Source organism: Devosia sp., assembly GCF_028290435.1.
In the GTDB taxonomy this organism is placed as follows: domain Bacteria; phylum Pseudomonadota; class Alphaproteobacteria; order Rhizobiales; family Devosiaceae; genus Devosia.
In genome coordinates, this window is record NZ_JAQGJV010000074.1 from 96,249 (window position 1) to 111,086 (window position 14,838).

14 protein-coding genes and 2 tRNA genes are annotated in these 14,838 nt (G+C 62.9%); 7 read left to right on the top strand and 9 right to left on the bottom strand.

Annotation, left to right across the window (positions count from 1 at the left end; all coding sequences use genetic code 11):
- The first annotated feature begins 45 nt into the window (after window positions 1-45).
- The 3 genes from JWP26_RS15805 (at window position 46) to JWP26_RS15815 (ending at window position 1,573) form a co-directional block, all read left to right on the top strand.
- Window positions 46-684: a biotin transporter BioY gene (locus JWP26_RS15805; RefSeq protein ID WP_299729750.1), complete on the top strand. Its 639-nt coding sequence runs from the start codon at window positions 46-48 to the stop codon at window positions 682-684.
- A 117-nt stretch (window positions 685-801) separates the two neighbouring features.
- Window positions 802-1,056 carry a GlsB/YeaQ/YmgE family stress response membrane protein gene (locus JWP26_RS15810; RefSeq protein ID WP_299729752.1) on the top strand — a complete coding sequence of 85 codons (255 nt, stop codon included), beginning with the start codon at window positions 802-804 and terminating at the stop codon, window positions 1,054-1,056.
- Between the two features lie 46 nt (window positions 1,057-1,102).
- Window positions 1,103-1,573: a YidB family protein gene (locus tag JWP26_RS15815; RefSeq protein ID WP_367184155.1), complete on the top strand. Its 471-nt coding sequence runs from the start codon at window positions 1,103-1,105 to the stop codon at window positions 1,571-1,573.
- Window positions 1,574-1,647: 74 nt separating this feature from the next.
- On the opposite strand, the gene JWP26_RS15820 is transcribed toward JWP26_RS15815, so the two are convergent.
- Window positions 1,648-1,724: transfer RNA gene (locus JWP26_RS15820), tRNA-Pro, on the bottom strand.
- Window positions 1,725-1,868: 144 nt separating this feature from the next.
- Between JWP26_RS15820 and JWP26_RS15825 the strand changes: the two genes are divergently transcribed.
- Window positions 1,869-1,943: transfer RNA gene (locus tag JWP26_RS15825), tRNA-Gln, on the top strand.
- A 262-nt stretch (window positions 1,944-2,205) separates the two neighbouring features.
- Here the strand turns inward: JWP26_RS15825 and JWP26_RS15830 are convergent.
- From JWP26_RS15830 to JWP26_RS15845, 4 genes are all read right to left on the bottom strand, one after another.
- Complete coding sequence (locus JWP26_RS15830; protein ID WP_299729754.1) at window positions 2,206-4,110, bottom strand: ABC transporter permease subunit; 1,905 nt, start codon at window positions 4,108-4,110, stop codon at window positions 2,206-2,208.
- An 11-nt stretch (window positions 4,111-4,121) separates the two neighbouring features.
- On the bottom strand, window positions 4,122-5,504 hold the full coding sequence (gene ngcE, locus JWP26_RS15835; RefSeq protein WP_299729757.1) for an N-acetylglucosamine/diacetylchitobiose ABC transporter substrate-binding protein: 1,383 nt from the start codon (window positions 5,502-5,504) through the stop codon (window positions 4,122-4,124).
- A gap of 64 nt (window positions 5,505-5,568) precedes the next feature.
- Entirely contained in the window at window positions 5,569-6,318 is a 750-nt protein-coding gene (locus JWP26_RS15840) for an SIS domain-containing protein (protein ID WP_299729760.1), read from the bottom strand.
- Complete coding sequence (locus tag JWP26_RS15845) at window positions 6,315-7,271, bottom strand: MurR/RpiR family transcriptional regulator (protein WP_299729763.1); 957 nt, start codon at window positions 7,269-7,271, stop codon at window positions 6,315-6,317. The genes JWP26_RS15840 and JWP26_RS15845 overlap by 4 nt, the downstream gene beginning before the upstream one ends.
- Window positions 7,272-7,377: 106 nt before the next feature.
- Between JWP26_RS15845 and JWP26_RS15850 the strand changes: the two genes are divergently transcribed.
- A complete protein-coding gene (locus tag JWP26_RS15850) occupies window positions 7,378-8,385 on the top strand; it encodes an N-acetylglucosamine kinase (protein ID WP_299729766.1) in 1,008 nt (335 codons plus the stop codon).
- Here the strand turns inward: JWP26_RS15850 and JWP26_RS15855 are convergent.
- Together JWP26_RS15855 and treZ are read right to left on the bottom strand one after the other, a co-directional pair.
- On the bottom strand, window positions 8,382-10,361 hold the full coding sequence (locus tag JWP26_RS15855) for a DUF5107 domain-containing protein (protein WP_299729768.1): 1,980 nt from the start codon (window positions 10,359-10,361) through the stop codon (window positions 8,382-8,384). The genes JWP26_RS15850 and JWP26_RS15855 overlap by 4 nt on opposite strands.
- A 322-nt stretch (window positions 10,362-10,683) precedes the next feature.
- Complete coding sequence (gene treZ / locus JWP26_RS15860) at window positions 10,684-12,537, bottom strand: malto-oligosyltrehalose trehalohydrolase (RefSeq protein WP_299729770.1); 1,854 nt, start codon at window positions 12,535-12,537, stop codon at window positions 10,684-10,686.
- A 258-nt stretch (window positions 12,538-12,795) separates the two neighbouring features.
- On the opposite strand from treZ, the gene JWP26_RS15865 reads away from it, so the two are divergent.
- Both JWP26_RS15865 and JWP26_RS15870 read left to right on the top strand, forming a co-directional pair.
- Window positions 12,796-13,155, top strand: coding sequence for a helix-turn-helix transcriptional regulator (locus JWP26_RS15865; protein ID WP_299729773.1), 360 nt, complete (start codon window positions 12,796-12,798; stop codon window positions 13,153-13,155).
- On the top strand, window positions 13,139-13,636 hold the full coding sequence (locus tag JWP26_RS15870; protein WP_299729775.1) for an SRPBCC family protein: 498 nt from the start codon (window positions 13,139-13,141) through the stop codon (window positions 13,634-13,636). Before JWP26_RS15865 ends, JWP26_RS15870 begins: the two co-directional genes overlap by 17 nt.
- On the opposite strand, the gene JWP26_RS15875 is transcribed toward JWP26_RS15870, so the two are convergent.
- Window positions 13,633-14,358, bottom strand: coding sequence for a cytochrome c biogenesis CcdA family protein (locus JWP26_RS15875; protein ID WP_299729778.1), 726 nt, complete (start codon window positions 14,356-14,358; stop codon window positions 13,633-13,635). The two genes, JWP26_RS15870 and JWP26_RS15875, sit on opposite strands and share 4 nt — an antisense overlap.
- Before the next feature lie 5 nt (window positions 14,359-14,363).
- Window positions 14,364-14,780, bottom strand: coding sequence for a thioredoxin family protein (locus tag JWP26_RS15880; RefSeq protein WP_299729780.1), 417 nt, complete (start codon window positions 14,778-14,780; stop codon window positions 14,364-14,366).
- Window positions 14,781-14,838 lie beyond the last annotated feature (58 nt).

Here is a 14,838-nt window from a genome sequence, read left to right on the forward strand (position 1 = left end):
CTCCCGGGAGGGGTGCCGGTTCATCAGATGCACGGAAGGTATAAAATGGCTGTGACTTTGACCACGCCCAATACGTTGCTCGGCGCTTTCCAGCCGAAATCGGACGCCGCCAAGCTCGCCATGGGCCTTGTGACCGTCGTTCTCGGCACCGCGCTCCTGACTGTCGCCGCCAAGGTCAACGTGCCTGTCTGGCCGGTTCACATCACGCTGCAGAGCATGGTCGTTGCCGCGCTCGCCGCGGGCTTCGGTGCTCGCATCGGTGTCGCCACCGTCCTGCTCTATCTTGTCGAAGGCCTGTCCGGCCTGCCGGTTTTCTCGACTGGCGGCGGTTTCGGCTACATCATGAGCCCGTCCTTCGGCTTCATCATCGGCTGGGTGCCGATGGCCTTCATCATCGGCATGGCTGCCGATCGCGGCGCTGCCCAGCGCCCCCTCACCATGTTCGCCACCATGCTGGTTGCCGACGCGGTCTCCTTCGCTTTCGGTTTCGCCTGGCTGATGGTCGTTGCCAATCTCATCGTCCAGGGCGGCGCCGCGCTGCCAGCCTGGCTGTCCGGTGGCAATCTGCTCACCGTGGCCTTCGATGGCGCCATCAAGCCGTTCATCATCTGGGACGTGCTCAAAATGGCTTTTGCCGCGCTGACCGTCACCGGTGCCTGGGCCCTGTTCGGCGCCAAGCGCTGATCCCAAAAAATCTGCCTGATCGAGGCCGGTCCTTCGGGGCCGGCCTTTTTTGTTGTGCCCGGGCGGAACCGCCTAACCCAGCGCACGTTGCTGCTGCAGTTCATCAGGAGAAGCGTCATGGGTATCATCTGGACGATCATTATCGGGTTTGTCGCGGGCATCATTGCCAAGTTCATCATGCCGGGCAGCAATGAGCCCTCCGGCTTCATCATGACCACGATCCTGGGCATCGTCGGTGCATTCGTCGCTTCTTACCTTGGCCAAGCCCTGGGCTGGTATGCGCCCGGCGAAGGCGCGGGCCTGATTGGTGCCGTCGTCGGCGCCATCATCGTTCTGTTCGTCTGGGGCCTGATCGCCCGCCGCCGCGCCTGATCCAGGTTATAGGAGACTGAAAATGGGCAATAATGGGATGCATTCAATGGTTGCCTTGCTCGGCCTGCTGGCCGTCGCGGGCTTCCAGAACCGCGACAAGCTCGGTGGCCTGCTCAATGGGCTGGGCAACCAGCCGGCCGATCCTGCTAATCCCGGTCGTGCTACCGGCGGGCTCGGCGATATCCTGGGTGGCCTCGGCGGAGCGCTTGGCGGCGCTTCCGCTGGGGGCGTGCTCAGCGGTGGTCTTGGCGATCTCGTCGATCGCTTCCGCCAGACCGGGCGCGGCGCTCAGGCGGATAGCTGGATCGTTCCGGGCCAGGAAAATGCGCCCGTTCAGTCCACCGATCTGGAAGAGACCTTGGGCGAAGACACCATCACGGAGCTGACGCAAAAGACCGGTCTGTCGCGCGCCGAGCTGCTCGATCGCCTGACCAAGACATTGCCCCAGGCGATCAATCACCTGACCCCCGAAGGCCGCCTGCCGACCGAAGCCGAAGCCCAGCGCTTGGCTGGCTAGACTTCGATCGCACCGCATTCGCCGAATCACGACTAACAAAAAACCCCGGCCTCGTGGGAGGCCGGGGTTTTAATTGGTCGGAGTAGAGTGATTCGAACACTCGACCCCCTGCTCCCGAAGCAGGTGCGCTACCAGGCTGCGCTATACTCCGTCACTGGCGCAGGCCCGAAGGGCCTTGCGATGCGGCGGGTTATACCCGCGCTTCCCCTCCCGTTCAAGCGCTTCCACAGGCGAATTATCCTTGGCTCCGTCATTATTGCGAAGCACCCACAAACCGTGTAGGAACCGCGCAAGTTGGGGCGTCGCCAAGCGGTAAGGCAGCGGCTTTTGATGCCGCCATTCCCAGGTTCGAATCCTGGCGCCCCAGCCAGTTTATTCTAACCTTTTGAAATCAATGATAAAAGTACGTTGGTCTGCGCCGTAGTCGCAGCGAGTGCCCTCAGCCAGTGCCTCAGTGGAACGCCATTGGGGCAAACGGGCGGGCCACAGACGAATCCAATGGCAAATTCGAGTCGCGAAAGCGGCGTATTGCTCATCGTCCGATGGGTAGCGCTGGCCGAACCCAGCATTCGTCAGCGCAGCACCCGCGCAGCGGGCTGGGGCCGGCGGTTGTGACCGGTCCCAGAGCCCGACTACTTCAGCAGTCCGGGCGACACAGAGCCCTGTAGCTGACGCTGGAAGATGATGTAGGTGACCAGCACCGGCAGTACCGTGATCACCACCGCCGCGAACAGGGACCCAAAGTTGACGGCATAGCCGGCCTGCGATGCGAACGAGGCCATGCCTTGCGACAGCACGTAATTGTTGGAATTGGTATTCAGCGCGATCGGCAGCAGGAACTGGTTCCACAGTCCCAGGAAGTTGAAGATCGCCACCGATGCGATCCCCGGCTTGGCCATGGGCAGCATGATGGTAAAAAAGATGCGCCACGGGCCGGCACCATCGATCATGGCCGCCTCGGCGACCTCTTGCGGCAGTGTCTTGAAGAAGGCGAACAGGAAGAACACCGTGAACGGCAGCGCGAAGGCCACATAGGTGATGATCAGGCCGGGAAAGGTGTTCAGCAGCCCAAAGCCCTTGAGCGTCTGGAACAACGGCACGACGGCCAGGAAGACCGGGAATGTCAGGCCGGCCAGCATCAGGTAATAGATCACCTTGCTGCCCTTGAACTCGTAGCGCGCCAGGTAATAGGCACACATCGAGCCGAGCAGCATAACGATGACGAGCGCGCAGCCAACGACGATGACCGTGTTGACGAAATAGGTGCCGATGCTCGCCGAGGTCCAGGCCGAAACGTAGTTGTCGAAGTTGAAACTGGTGGGCAGCGTGAAGGGCGACTGGAAGATCTGCGAGGTCGTCTTGAACGAGCTCATCAGTACCCACAGCAATGGGGCGCAGATGACCAGAACCCAGACGATCAGGGCGATGTGCGAAATCGTGGCAACGGTCGTGTCCGTCCAGATGGTTGCGCGTGTCACCGCGCGCTTGAACGGGACAACGGCTTTTGCTGGCGTCGCCACTGGTGCGGCCCGCACGACAGGCGTAACCCGAACGACCGGATCGGCCTCGGTGCTCACCCGAACCGACTTTGGGGGCCGGCCAGTCCACCAGAATACGAAGAACACCAGCGCGGCGAAGACCAGCGTGATGACCGCCAGCGTTGCACCCATCGATGTCGCGTAGCCGAACTTGCCCTTCTTGAAGGCAGTGTTCAGCAGGTGCTGGGAAATCACCACGGTGGAATTGGCCGGACCGCCGCTCGGGTTAAGCGCCTGCATATAGACGAAAGCGTCAAGCGCCAGGATGCCAAGATACACATAGGCCGTGCGGATGCTGTCGCGGATCATCGGCACGGTGATGCTGATGGCGGTGCGGAAGCGCCCGGCGCCATCGACGCGCGCGGCTTCATAGATCTCGGATGGAATGCCTTTGATGGCCGCGATGAACAGCACCATGTAGAAGCCGACCATCGACCAGGTGATGACGAAGATCGAGGCGCCCATTGCCGTGCGCTCGTCGCCGAGCCAAGCGAAAGACTTGAAGAAATCAAAGCCCATCCCGGTCAGAATGCCGTTCAACAGGCCGCTGGACGGATCATACATCTGCGCCCAGAGGATGCCGATGACGATCGCTGGCACGGTGTAGGGAAAAAACGAGATGACGCGGTAGATGCCGGAATGTTTGAGACCCCGGATTTCTCCGCGGTTGGCTCCACCGATGGTCACCAGCGTCGCGAGCGTCAGCGAGAGGAGGATGACAAGCGGTGGCAGGACCAGGACCAGCACAAGGCTGTTGTAGACAGCCTTGGTGAAGACCGGATCGTGCACCAGCGCGAAATAATTGGCCAGGCCAACGAAGTTCATAGACTTCGAAAAGCCTGACCAATCTGTCATCGAGTAGTAGAAGGCCTGCACGAATGGCGAGATCACGAAAATAACGTAGATCGCAAGCGGTAGCCCGAGGAACACCAGCATGAAGCTGGTGTTCTCCAAGTCCCGCAGCTTCCACCGTCGCTTGACGGCGGGAGCTCTCGCCATTGTGCCTTCCATCACTTCACGACTACCTTAGTGACCGATGCGTCGTTGTAGACGGCATCTGTGATCGCCTGCAGCGCGGCGGTGAAGGCCGCCACATCAAGCTTGCCATCGAGGAAGCTGTTCCACGCCACGAGTTCGTCCTGGTTGGTGCCGTAGAGATCGAACGAATTCCAGGTAAACACGTTGCTGCCAGCGTCGGCCAGCAGCTTGCTTTGCGAGACGAGGGCGGACGAGCCAAAACCGTCGGCGGGCACAGTGTCCTTGACGATGGTTGGCGCAAGCTTGGACTTGGCGAAGTTCGCCGCCGCTTCCTTGGACAGCATGGTGCGGAGCAGTTCCTTGCCACCGGCAAGGTTGAGAGCACCGAGCGGAATGATGAACGGCTCGCCGGCCGTGGAGTGAACGGCGGTCTTGGGCAACTTGTCGTTCGCGTCGACGGACAATTCCGGCATGCCGGTCATCTTGAAGCCGTCCTTGGTGGCCGACTTCATCTCGTTCTCGATCCACGAGCCCGAGGGATAGAGGAGGAACGACTCGTCGTTCGACCACTGCGCCTGGGCAGCGGTGAACTGCGTGCCAGCGCCGCCCGGCTTGACCATGCCGCCCGAGATGATCTCGTGCAGCGCGGTCAAGACCGACTGCATGGCCGGAAGCGACCAGCAGCCGGGGGTGAAGTTGTCGATGGCCAGGCGCACTTCATCGCCGCCCGCCTTGATCGCCGAGGCGACTGCGGTGGTGCGGTAATAGGTGGCGGCTTCCTTGCCCCAACCAAACAGATAGATGTTCTTTTCCTTGGCCTTCTTGCCCAGCTCGATAGCTTCGGCCCAGGTGGTCGGCGGGGTCCAGCCGTTGGCCTCGAACAGGCTGGCGGAGTACCAGATCGCGTAAACCGTCATGACGTAGTTGAGCGCGACGAACTTGTCGCCGAAGGTGCCAGGCAGCTCGACGCCGCCCACCAGCGTGTCGCGGATCTTAACGCCTTCCAAGTTCGGCGCATCGAGCACCGAGTTCATATCTTCGAGCTGATCGATGATGGCGCTGAAGCCGATAGCCTGAGCGCCGGAATTGTCGATCAGATCAGGTGGGTTGCCGCCGAGGAAACGTGGCTGCAATTCCTGGGCGATCTGCGTCGACGGCGAGACCTTCACAGTGACCTTAGGGTGGTTCTTCTGCATGAGGTTGGCGGCGAACTCGACATAATCGATGCCGTAGCCGCCGTTGAAGATGACCGCGTCAACGGTCGAGCCCTCGGCGACGGCGAACGGATTGGCCGCATCCTGCGCAAATGCTGCGGTGCTGAACGCCGTTGAACCCAACAGGCCGGCAAACGGTGCCGTCACTGCAAGTGCCGTTGTTCCCTTGAGGAACGAGCGGCGATCGAAAGTATCATTCATCCTAGTTCTCCCTGTTATAATTATTGGACTAATTCACTCCACGCCGAACGTTCCCGCAAGTTGGTTATGCCTCCCTGCGGATACGCGCGCCGTACAGATTCTCCAGAGCAGTGTTGTGCTCGTCGCCGCCCGGAATGTTTGCCGAGATATAGACGGGGGGCGTTTTACCGCGCTGGCGCATCGTTTCGGCGACGCCGATGGTGATGCGCTGGGCAATAAAAGCTGCAGTGATGGAGGACACGGCGCCGATGCCGATCCCGCCCTCGAGCACCATCGTGCTGTCGCCGAAGGGCGCCAGATTGTCGATGGTCACCTCGGCGACTTCGCAGAGGCGTTTGCCGCTCGGATGCTTGGGCGTGACCTTCATGGTGTGATCCATGCTGGTCAGCGCGATCACCTTGTGGCCGCGCGCCTTGGCCGCCAGCGCCACGCCAAGGATCGATCCGTTGACGCCGGAATTCGAGGCGATCATGAAAATGTCGTTCGGCTGGACGTCAAACAGCGAAATCAGGTTCTCGCCGACATTGGGGTCACGCTCGAATTCGGCGCCGCCGAGCGCCGAGATATCGCGCCCGCCGCGCAGCACCAGGGTGCGCAGCGCGATACGATTGGTGGCGATCAGACCGCCGGCGCGACCGGCGATTTCCATCGCGAAGGCCTCTGAGTGACCGGTGCCGAAGGCCTGGATGACGCCGCCCGCCTCGAGCGCATCGGCGGTGAGCTTGACGGCCTCGTCGATCGCCGCATTCGGGCCCGCAAGACGCTCAAGCCGGGTCGTGACTTCACGCAGAAACTGGGCGGTAAGGGTGGTCATAGTGCACTCGGTTCTTTGGGGCGTTCGGCCACCGCAAGACCTGCGGCGGACTGGGAAAAGGCGCCGCGGCGGAACGGCCGGCGACGGGGCGCTACTGCGGCGCCGGAGGCGGCAAGCAGGCGGGTGGTGCGATCGTAGTCGAGCTGCGCGATCAGCAGATAGAGCAGATCGACGACAAACAGCTGGCAGTGTCGCGCGGAAAGGTCGGCAGGCTGCAGATAGCCATTGGGCGAGGCGGCGATGAGGACATCATGGGCAAGCTTGGCCAGCGGCGACGTCGGGTTGGCGGTGATCGCCACCGTGTACGCACCGGCCGCCTTGGCGACCGCCAGCATCTGGATGGTTTCTTCGGTGCGGCCCGTATTGGAGATACCGATGGCAACACAGTGCTGGTCGAGAATGGCGGCACTGGTGAGCCCGTCGTGGATTTCCGACCACGCATGCACGCCGATGCCGATGCGATAGAGCCGTGCCTCGGTTTCAAGCGCGGTCAGCGCGCTGCCACCAACGCCATAGACATCGAGGTGGCGCGACGCAACGATGGCCTTGGCGACGCGAACGGCGGTGGGTATATCGATCAGGCCGGCCGTCGTCTGGAGTGACAGCATATGGGTGTTGAACAGGGCGTCGCGGATGTCCTCGGGTGGATCGTCCGGGCCAAAGGAACGGCCGATATCGGCGATCCAGGCGGCCTGGGAGCCACCGCGACCGACGTCTTCGGCGATACCAACACGCAGGTCGGAGAAACCCGCATAGCCAATCAGGCGGCAGAAGCGGGTGACGGTGGCTGCGGAGGTGCCGGCGCGCTTGGCGAGCTCGGTGATCGACAGAGCAAGCGGGGCCCTGGGATCCGCGATAAGCACCGCCGCAATCTTTGCCATCGTGACCGGCATCTGCGACTGATACGTCACGATGCGATCCACCACGCTGAACGTCTTTGCCGCCCCAGTCATCGCATGTTACGAGCCTATGTTGAAAATCAATCTCAAGACGGCCGACAATCGCTGAAAACAATTCTTATCGAGCAAGTATAGTGCTGGCAAGCGGGGGGATAGCGAAATGATCACAGCTTTGTTGGCCCTCGACATCGGCGGCTCGACCTCCCGTGCGACGCTGGTGGACATGGAGGGGCGCTGCCTTGGCCAAGGCAAGAGCCGCGGGGGCAACCCTGGCTCGAACCCGCCGGACCAGGCTGCCGCCTCGATCATTGCTGCCGCCGATGCCGCCGTCGCCGATGCCGGCGTGCCGCTCAACATGGTGGTGGCGTTGCTCGCCATGGCCGGCCCCAGCGTGAACGTCGCACAGACGCGGATCGAAGCGGCCTTACGTGCGCTCGGCCTGAGTGGTCCGCTGGTTTTCAGTGGCGACCTCAACGCCCTGCTGCCTTCCGTAACCGCAACGACCAGCGGCTACTGCGTCGTCTGCGGCACCGGCGCGGGCGCGGTGCGCGTTCATAATAGCGAGATCGTGGGCGTCGCCGATGCGGCGGGCTGGCTGCTCGGCGACCTCGGTTCGGGCTACTGGCTCGGGCACCAGGCCGCCATCGCCATCGTCGCCGCGCTCGAAGGCCGCGGCCCCAAGACCGCCCTGACCAAAGCCATCCTCGATACCTTCAACATTGCTCTCACCGACGCGCGCGCTTTCGATGGCCGACCGATGCCGCTGCGCCTGCTGATCGACGCCATCTATTCGATGGCGCCGATCGAACTTGCCAAACTTGCGCCATTGGTAATCGCGAATCGCGACGATGCGGTTGCGGCAGCGTTGCTGGCCCAGTCCGAGCGTTACCTGCTCGCCGATTTCCAGCAGGTGTTTTCTGCCGACATGCCCGGGCCGGTGGTCTTGAGCGGCGGTATCGTTGCGCATCTCGGGGGCCTGCCCTCGGCCATCGCGCAGGTGATGCGCACTGCCGGCCACGAGCCGGACATCCGCCTTTCGGGCGACGGTTCGGTGGGCGCCGCGGTGCTGGCGCTCCGCCACCAGGGAGTGGCCGTCGATGAGGCGATGCTCATCGCCATCGCCGCATCGGTGAAAGCCCGCGCCACTAAGGCGACTGCGCCGGCTTAAGTCTCGTCGATCGCGTGCATGCGCAGGTTGAGCGCGCGGGGCACAGGATGGGCCTTGAGGTCGGCCTTGACCTCATCAACGCTAGCGGGACGCTTGAGCTGCGCCTCGATCCGCCCGCGCCGGAGGCGGACCCACAGATCAGACAGCAGCGTCTCTCCTTCGCGAATGGTCGCAAAAGGTCGATCAAAGAGCAGGCGTTCGAGTTCGTCGAAATCACCATCGTTGGCCGCGACGGCAGCACGGGCGAGTATGATGCGTTCGTTGCTCCGGATGTGTGCCGGCAGCCCATCAACGAAGGCTTTGAGTTCACCCGAAAGCCGCATGGTCACGAAATACTGCGCGATTTCGACCGCCAGCTCAGGCGGCGCGTCGCTGGCGTTCCAGGCGCGCAGATAGCTGCTCGATGCATCCACCGGAGTGGTGGCCAACAAGGCCTCGATGCGATGGGCGGCCCAGCTTGGCTTGAGTGCGAGGGACTGCGCCACATGCTCGCTTGCCGCCTGGCGATCATTGCGATCGAGCGCGGCGGTGGCCAGCGTCAGTTCGCCCACCCATGTCGGCGCATTGGCTTTGATCCGCTCGATCCACCGGGGCGACAGGGCGACGCCGACAGGCATGTCGCGCAAGTTCGAGGCGGCGATGGCGGCGCCACTCGCCAAGTCGTCCCAGAAGTCGTTGGCCCCGTCCACGCTGAAGTCGAGACCGGCTGCGAGGGGTTTGCCGATCAGGCGTTCCTCTCGCGCGCCCCAGCGCTCGCCAGCGGAGTGGCGAACATCGAGAGGAAGACGGGCTTGTTCGGCCAAGAAGGCGTGCACCTGCGCCAGTTCATGGGCGGGTATTGCCAGCTCGATGGCGTTGGCTGCATGGGCGGTCGCGGCTCGATAATCGGGGTCATGGGCTGTCGCGTCGAGTTGGAGCGGCATGAACGCCTCGGTCCATTCGCGCTCCTCGTGCGCCGCGAGTTCGAAGCGCTGGTTCTGCGTCGGCGTCATGCCGCTCTGGATTTCGAGATAATTGCCTTCGCCGGGCCGGGACAGATAGTCCATCCAGTTCTGGCCGCCGGCGCCGCTGCCGAAATAGAAGAACTTCCGACCCGGCATTTCGCGCGTACTGCACTGCGCCAGGCCGTAGCCGTGGCGATCGATGGATGCAATGAACAGGCGCGGCGCGGACGGGGCGCGGAAGAACACCGACGTCGCGTTCTCCCAGTTCTGCGGATAGGATGCGTCCCAGTCCTCGCGCGGGAAGTCGCAGCGGCCCAGATTATTGCCGGGCCAGATGTGCTCGATCGAATAGTCTGCCGGGCTCAGCACGCGCGTGCCCGGCGTCATCGGCACGGCGACATTGGTCCACCAATAGGCCAGGCGGGCCGTGTCCGACGGGTTGACGATACGGCCATGTGCGAACAGGACATCGGAGTCCTCTGGCAGGAACAGATCAATCTGCCAGGTAGCTTCGACGATACGGTCGAACTCGTAGAGCCGCAGGACGGGCCCGCGCGACGTCTCACGCACACCCGCAAACACCGGCGCGCAGGTGAACGGGGTATGTCCGGGAATGAGGCCGTTCCACTCGATGCCGCCCGAGAACCAGGCGTTGAGCGCCGCGAGGTTTGCTGGCTGCAACACCGGATTGCTAAACACCAGATCGCGGCCTGTGCTCAGGTCCTTGAGCTCGAGCAGGCGGCCGCCGAGCGTGGGCGCGACAACGGCCCGGAGGCGTGCGTTCTCGATGACGAGGACCTCAAGCGTGCCGGGCTTCAGGTCGCGATCGTAATCGTCGGATACCTGGTAGGGCAGTATCGAGTCCTTGCCCCATTGAAAGCCATGACTGCTCTCATCGGCCGAAAGGCCAAAGTGTGGCGGCGTCTCATTGTCGGGAATGGGTTGCTGCCAGCGGAAGCGTGGAACATTGCTCGGCTGGCCGAGGCGCGATGCAGGCAGGGTCAATGTCTCGGCGTGAATAGAGGTCGTCATTGGATCATTCGTCCTTTGAGGATCAGTTCAACGATCATCCTACGACGTCGGGCTCCTTGAAAAGGGGGAGCGGTGTCCGCCGCCCCGTATCTTACCAGCGAATTCAGCTAATTGGCCCGCATCCCGCTGGCATTGGTCGGGCTGCGGGTCCATTTTGCGGCAAGCCCCGGTTCCGGCTGGGGTTGGCACGGATACGGGGGAGATGGATATTGCTCTCGCGGATATTGCATCGTCAGACGATCGGTCATGATAGTTTCCAGTGTTACGGTGCTGGAAATGAATGGCGTGACACGTTCCGGTCCGCGAGTGCACAAGGAACGCTTCAGGCGCCGGTGACGTCGATGGTCCACAGGACGGTCCACGGGCCCAGCCGGTGTTCGTCGACGAAGCCCTGCAGCCACAGGCGGCGGCCGATGATCGGGGGGACATCCTCCTGCGCTTCGCTGCACAGGTTCAGGTAAAGCCGCAGGATCGAGCCGTCGCCGAGGCGCCAGTCCACCAGCACGGAATTGTCGCCCAGCACCTGGTGATGACTGGAAAAGCCTTCCATCCGCACCAGCCGGGGCACGATCTCCATGTGCCGCAGGTCGATCAGCGTGCGGTAATAGTTCAGCCAGTCGCGGTGTTCGTGCTGCCGCAGCGCCGCCCAGTCCAGCTTGGCGGAGGCGAAGGTGTGGGGGCTGGTCGGATCGGCGGTTTCGCTGACGTCGGCCTTTTTGGGGTCTTCGTGCTCCGGCGTCTGTTTCAACTGCTCCTGCCGCCCCTCGCGCGTGATCTGGCGCAGGCTGGCGGGAACGTCGGAAAAGAACGGGAAGGGCTGCTTGGCGGCCCATTCTTCGCCCATGAACAGCATGGGGATTTGCGGGCTGAGCAGGTAGACTGAGATCAGCGCTTTGATAGCGTCGGGACTGGCCAGTTCCGTGATCCGGTCGCCCATGATGCGGTTGCCGATCTGGTCGTGGTCCTGGATATAGGTCACGAAAGCAGTGGCGGGCAGGCCGTTGCTCGGCTCGCCGCGGGCCATGCCTTCGCGCTTCTTGAACTCGCCCTGATAGGCGAAACCTTCCGCCAACGAACGGCCGAGCTTGTCGAAGCGCGAGCGCAGGTTGTCGAAATCGGAATAGTAGCCGGTGTTCTCGCCGGTCGCGGCGGAATGGAGCAGATGGTGCATGTCATCGTTCCACTGCGCCGTATAATGCACCGGTTGCAGGCCGCTATTGCGCTTGAGCCAGCGCTCCTGGTTTTCCGAATTCTCGACGATCAGATGGGTGTGGCGTTGCGGGCGGGAGGCCAGCACCCGTGCGGCGAGGATTTCCAGAATATGGGTGGTGCTGTCATCCGCGATGGTGTGAACGGCATCGAACCGCAAGCCATCGAGGTTGAATTCGGTGACCCAATAGAGCGCGCTTTCGATTGCCAGCTCGCGCACCACGGAGGCGCCTTTGCCGTCGAAATTGATGGCTTCGCCCCAAGGGCTTTTATGGGCCTTGGTGAAGATCGGCGCGATCGATGGCAAATTGTTGCCGGTGGCGCCGAAGTGGTTATAGACGACGTCGACGAACACCATCATCGCCCGCTGGTGCGCGGCGTCGACGAAGGCCTTCATATCCTCGGGTCGTCCATAGGCCGATGAGGGCGCGAACCACAGCACACCGTCATAGCCCCAATTGAAGTCGCCATAGAACTCGGCCAGCGGCATCAACTGGATCGCGGTGATCCCGAGCGCTGCCAGATGATCGAGATGCTGGGCGGCGGCGGCGAAAGTACCGGCCGGGGTGAAAGTGCCGACGTGCAATTCATAGATGACGGCTTCCTCCCAAGGCCGTCCGACCCAGTGCGTGTCGGTCCATACGAAGGCCGTCGGGTCGATGACTTCGCTGAAATCCTCGACATTGTCGGGCTGGTAGCGAGACGCCGGATCGGCGATCTCGGTGCCGTCGGGGAGCACATATTTGTAGCGCGTGCCGGGGCCGGCATCGGGCACCTCGAGGCGATGCCAGCCATCGCCCTGGGGCAGCAGATCGAGGAGCTTGCGGCGGCCCTTGAGCTTGAGGCGGATCGATTTGCACCGCGGGGCCCAGAGCTTGAACCGTGTCGTTTCGGCCCGCACCTCAGCGCCGAAGCGCATTTTGTGGGCGCGGGCAATGTCGGTGGAACGCCGGGAATTCTGATGCACAATGAAGGCCTATAGCTGGAGGGTGCCGGGGATCACGACAAGGACGATGCGTGAACTGAGGCAACATGGTCGCCGACAATGTCGCGGAAGCGGCCCTGGTTCCCTCCCTCGCAAAGCAAATTGACAATATCAACGCTTTGCTCAGCGAGGTCTCAGATGTGCTTGGCAGGACGCAGGCCTGGAGAGTGCGCTGAGCGCATTGACGTGGGGATGCGCAGCGCCCTTGCATAGTGCGGTCCATCTGCTAAACTGAACTACATGGTTCAGTATTATCAAACTCGCTTCGATGCTTCCTTCGCCGCGCTCTCGGACGCTACCCGCAGGGGCGTTCTGGAACAGCTTGGCCGTTCGGACGCTTCGATCACGGACCTTGCCGAGAAGTTCCACATGACGCTGACAGGCATGAAGAAGCATGTCTCCGTGCTGGAGCAGGCGGGCCTCGTCACGACCGAGAAAATCGGACGCGTGCGCAAATGCAGGCTTGGCCGGAGCCGGCTGGAGGAGGAGGCGGGGTGGATCGAGCGGTATCGCCAGCTTTGGGACGCACGCTTCGACGAGTTGGACAAGATTGTCGAAGAACTTAATCAGAAGGAGAAGACCGATGGACGCAATAAATGAACGCACGAATATGGAACGCCGGTCCGAGCGTGAGCTGGTCGTTACGCGAACCTTTGCGGCTCCGGCCCGCATCGTGTTCGAGGCGTGGAGCAAGCCCGAGCTGTTCAAGCGGTGGTGGGCGCCGAAATCGATCGGCATACCCCTGCTGTCCTGCGAGATGGATGTTCGCACCGGTGGCACATACCGTCTCGAATTCGGCCATGATGCGTCGACCTCCTGGGTTTTCCACGGCAGGTACATCGAAGTGATCCCAAACGTGCGGCTTGTCTGGACCAATGAAGAAGCTGCGGACGGCGCCGTGACGACGGTGACCTTCGAGGAAAAGGACGGAAAGACACTGCTGGTGGTGCACGACCTCTATCCCACAAAGGACGCTCTCGACGAGGCAGTGGCCTCCGGCAGCACGGGTGGGTTTGACGAGCAGTTCGAGCAACTGGACGCGCTTCTCATTGCCTTGGGCGCAAGCCCCGTGGAGCGCTAAACTCCCTGCGGTGGCAGGGCTTCCCAGCCGGTTAGGGCGCCCTCCCAGCCGGGAAACCATTCCAGCAGGACGATCTGCGCTGTGCGGTCCCAGCCCAGCCAAATGGCTAGGCCCGTCAGCACCAGCACTATGCCGAAGACGCGCTGGATCGCCCTCGCGTGGCTCTGGAACCAGTTGAGGCGGCGCACCAGTTGCCGGCCGCCGAACAGCACCGCCGCCATGGGCAAAGCTGTGCCCAGCGAGAACGCAAGCGTGATGGCAATGGCCCCTGGTCCGACGGCCTGGTTGAGCGCCAGGGTGATCACCGAGGCCATGATCGGGCCGACGCATGGCGTCCAGGCCAGGCCCAAGCCCACGCCCACAGCGAGCCCGCCGCCGAAGCCGGCTCCGGCAGGTGCCGGAGCGCGGCCGGCCAGGCTAGCGGTCCAGCGCTCGAACACTAACTGCAGGCCCGGCACGATCAGCACCAGTCCGAGCACGGCCAGGACAATGGCGCTCAGGGTACGATTGACGTCAGGCGGTACGCCCAGCGTGCGCACCAGCAGGCTGAGCGCCAGCGTGGCTGCGCTAAAAGCAACGACGAAGCCGACAATGACGCCGAAGGGACGCGCCCTGCCGTCCTGCGTCGCCGTCGCCAGAATCATCGGCAGCAGCGGCAGTACGCAGGGCGAAAGGATAGTGATGACGCCTGCAAGAAAGGCGAAGGCCAGGGTCAGCGCCATGCCGATCAGAGGCTGGCGTGCTGGTTGAGGCCGTTAACGCCGCCACTGTTCCACACGTCTACGCCCTTGCCGGCGTTGTCGAGCAGCACGAAGGTGTCCTGATAGGTGACGCCGAACTTGGCCTTGAGCGCCTGCTCCTTGTCATAGTCGGCAATGACCAGGGTCAGGCCCGGAGTGACCTCGCTCCAGCGCGCGTTCAGCTCGGTGACCGTTGCACGGCAGTTGGGGCACCAGGCGGCATAGAAGAAGACGACCGTCTTGCCCTTGGCGGCGAGGGCGTTGAGCTGGGCCTCGTTTTCGAAGGAGATCACAGCGGCGGCCGGCGTGGCGGTTGCGGCCGCATCCTCGGCCATGGCGGGGGTCAGCGTGACAGGCAGGGCGAGCAGCAGGGCGGCAAGCAGGAGGCGGGCGAGGAAGGTCATCAGGATATTCCGAACATTGCGCCGGCATTATCACCCGGCGCGCCGGATATGCCTATGG

What these genes read in the sequence shown, in the direction of transcription:
- JWP26_RS15810 (WP_299729752.1), top strand. Translation starts at nt 802, where the DNA reads ATGGGTATCATCTGGACGATCATTATCGGGTTTGTCGCGGGCATCATT.
- JWP26_RS15840 (WP_299729760.1), bottom strand. Translation starts at nt 6,318, where the DNA reads ATGACCACCCTTACCGCCCAGTTTCTGCGTGAAGTCACGACCCGGCTT.
- JWP26_RS15805 (WP_299729750.1), top strand. Translation starts at nt 46, where the DNA reads ATGGCTGTGACTTTGACCACGCCCAATACGTTGCTCGGCGCTTTCCAG.
- JWP26_RS15875 (WP_299729778.1), bottom strand. Translation starts at nt 14,358, where the DNA reads ATGGCGCTGACCCTGGCCTTCGCCTTTCTTGCAGGCGTCATCACTATC.
- JWP26_RS15830 (WP_299729754.1), bottom strand. Translation starts at nt 4,110, where the DNA reads ATGGCGAGAGCTCCCGCCGTCAAGCGACGGTGGAAGCTGCGGGACTTG.
- JWP26_RS15850 (WP_299729766.1), top strand. Translation starts at nt 7,378, where the DNA reads ATGATCACAGCTTTGTTGGCCCTCGACATCGGCGGCTCGACCTCCCGT.
- JWP26_RS15880 (WP_299729780.1), bottom strand. Translation starts at nt 14,780, where the DNA reads ATGACCTTCCTCGCCCGCCTCCTGCTTGCCGCCCTGCTGCTCGCCCTG.
- JWP26_RS15855 (WP_299729768.1), bottom strand. Translation starts at nt 10,361, where the DNA reads ATGACGACCTCTATTCACGCCGAGACATTGACCCTGCCTGCATCGCGC.
- JWP26_RS15815 (WP_367184155.1), top strand. Translation starts at nt 1,103, where the DNA reads ATGGTTGCCTTGCTCGGCCTGCTGGCCGTCGCGGGCTTCCAGAACCGC.
- JWP26_RS15870 (WP_299729775.1), top strand. Translation starts at nt 13,139, where the DNA reads ATGGACGCAATAAATGAACGCACGAATATGGAACGCCGGTCCGAGCGT.
- ngcE (WP_299729757.1), bottom strand. Translation starts at nt 5,504, where the DNA reads ATGAATGATACTTTCGATCGCCGCTCGTTCCTCAAGGGAACAACGGCA.
- JWP26_RS15845 (WP_299729763.1), bottom strand. Translation starts at nt 7,271, where the DNA reads ATGACTGGGGCGGCAAAGACGTTCAGCGTGGTGGATCGCATCGTGACG.
- JWP26_RS15865 (WP_299729773.1), top strand. Translation starts at nt 12,796, where the DNA reads ATGGTTCAGTATTATCAAACTCGCTTCGATGCTTCCTTCGCCGCGCTC.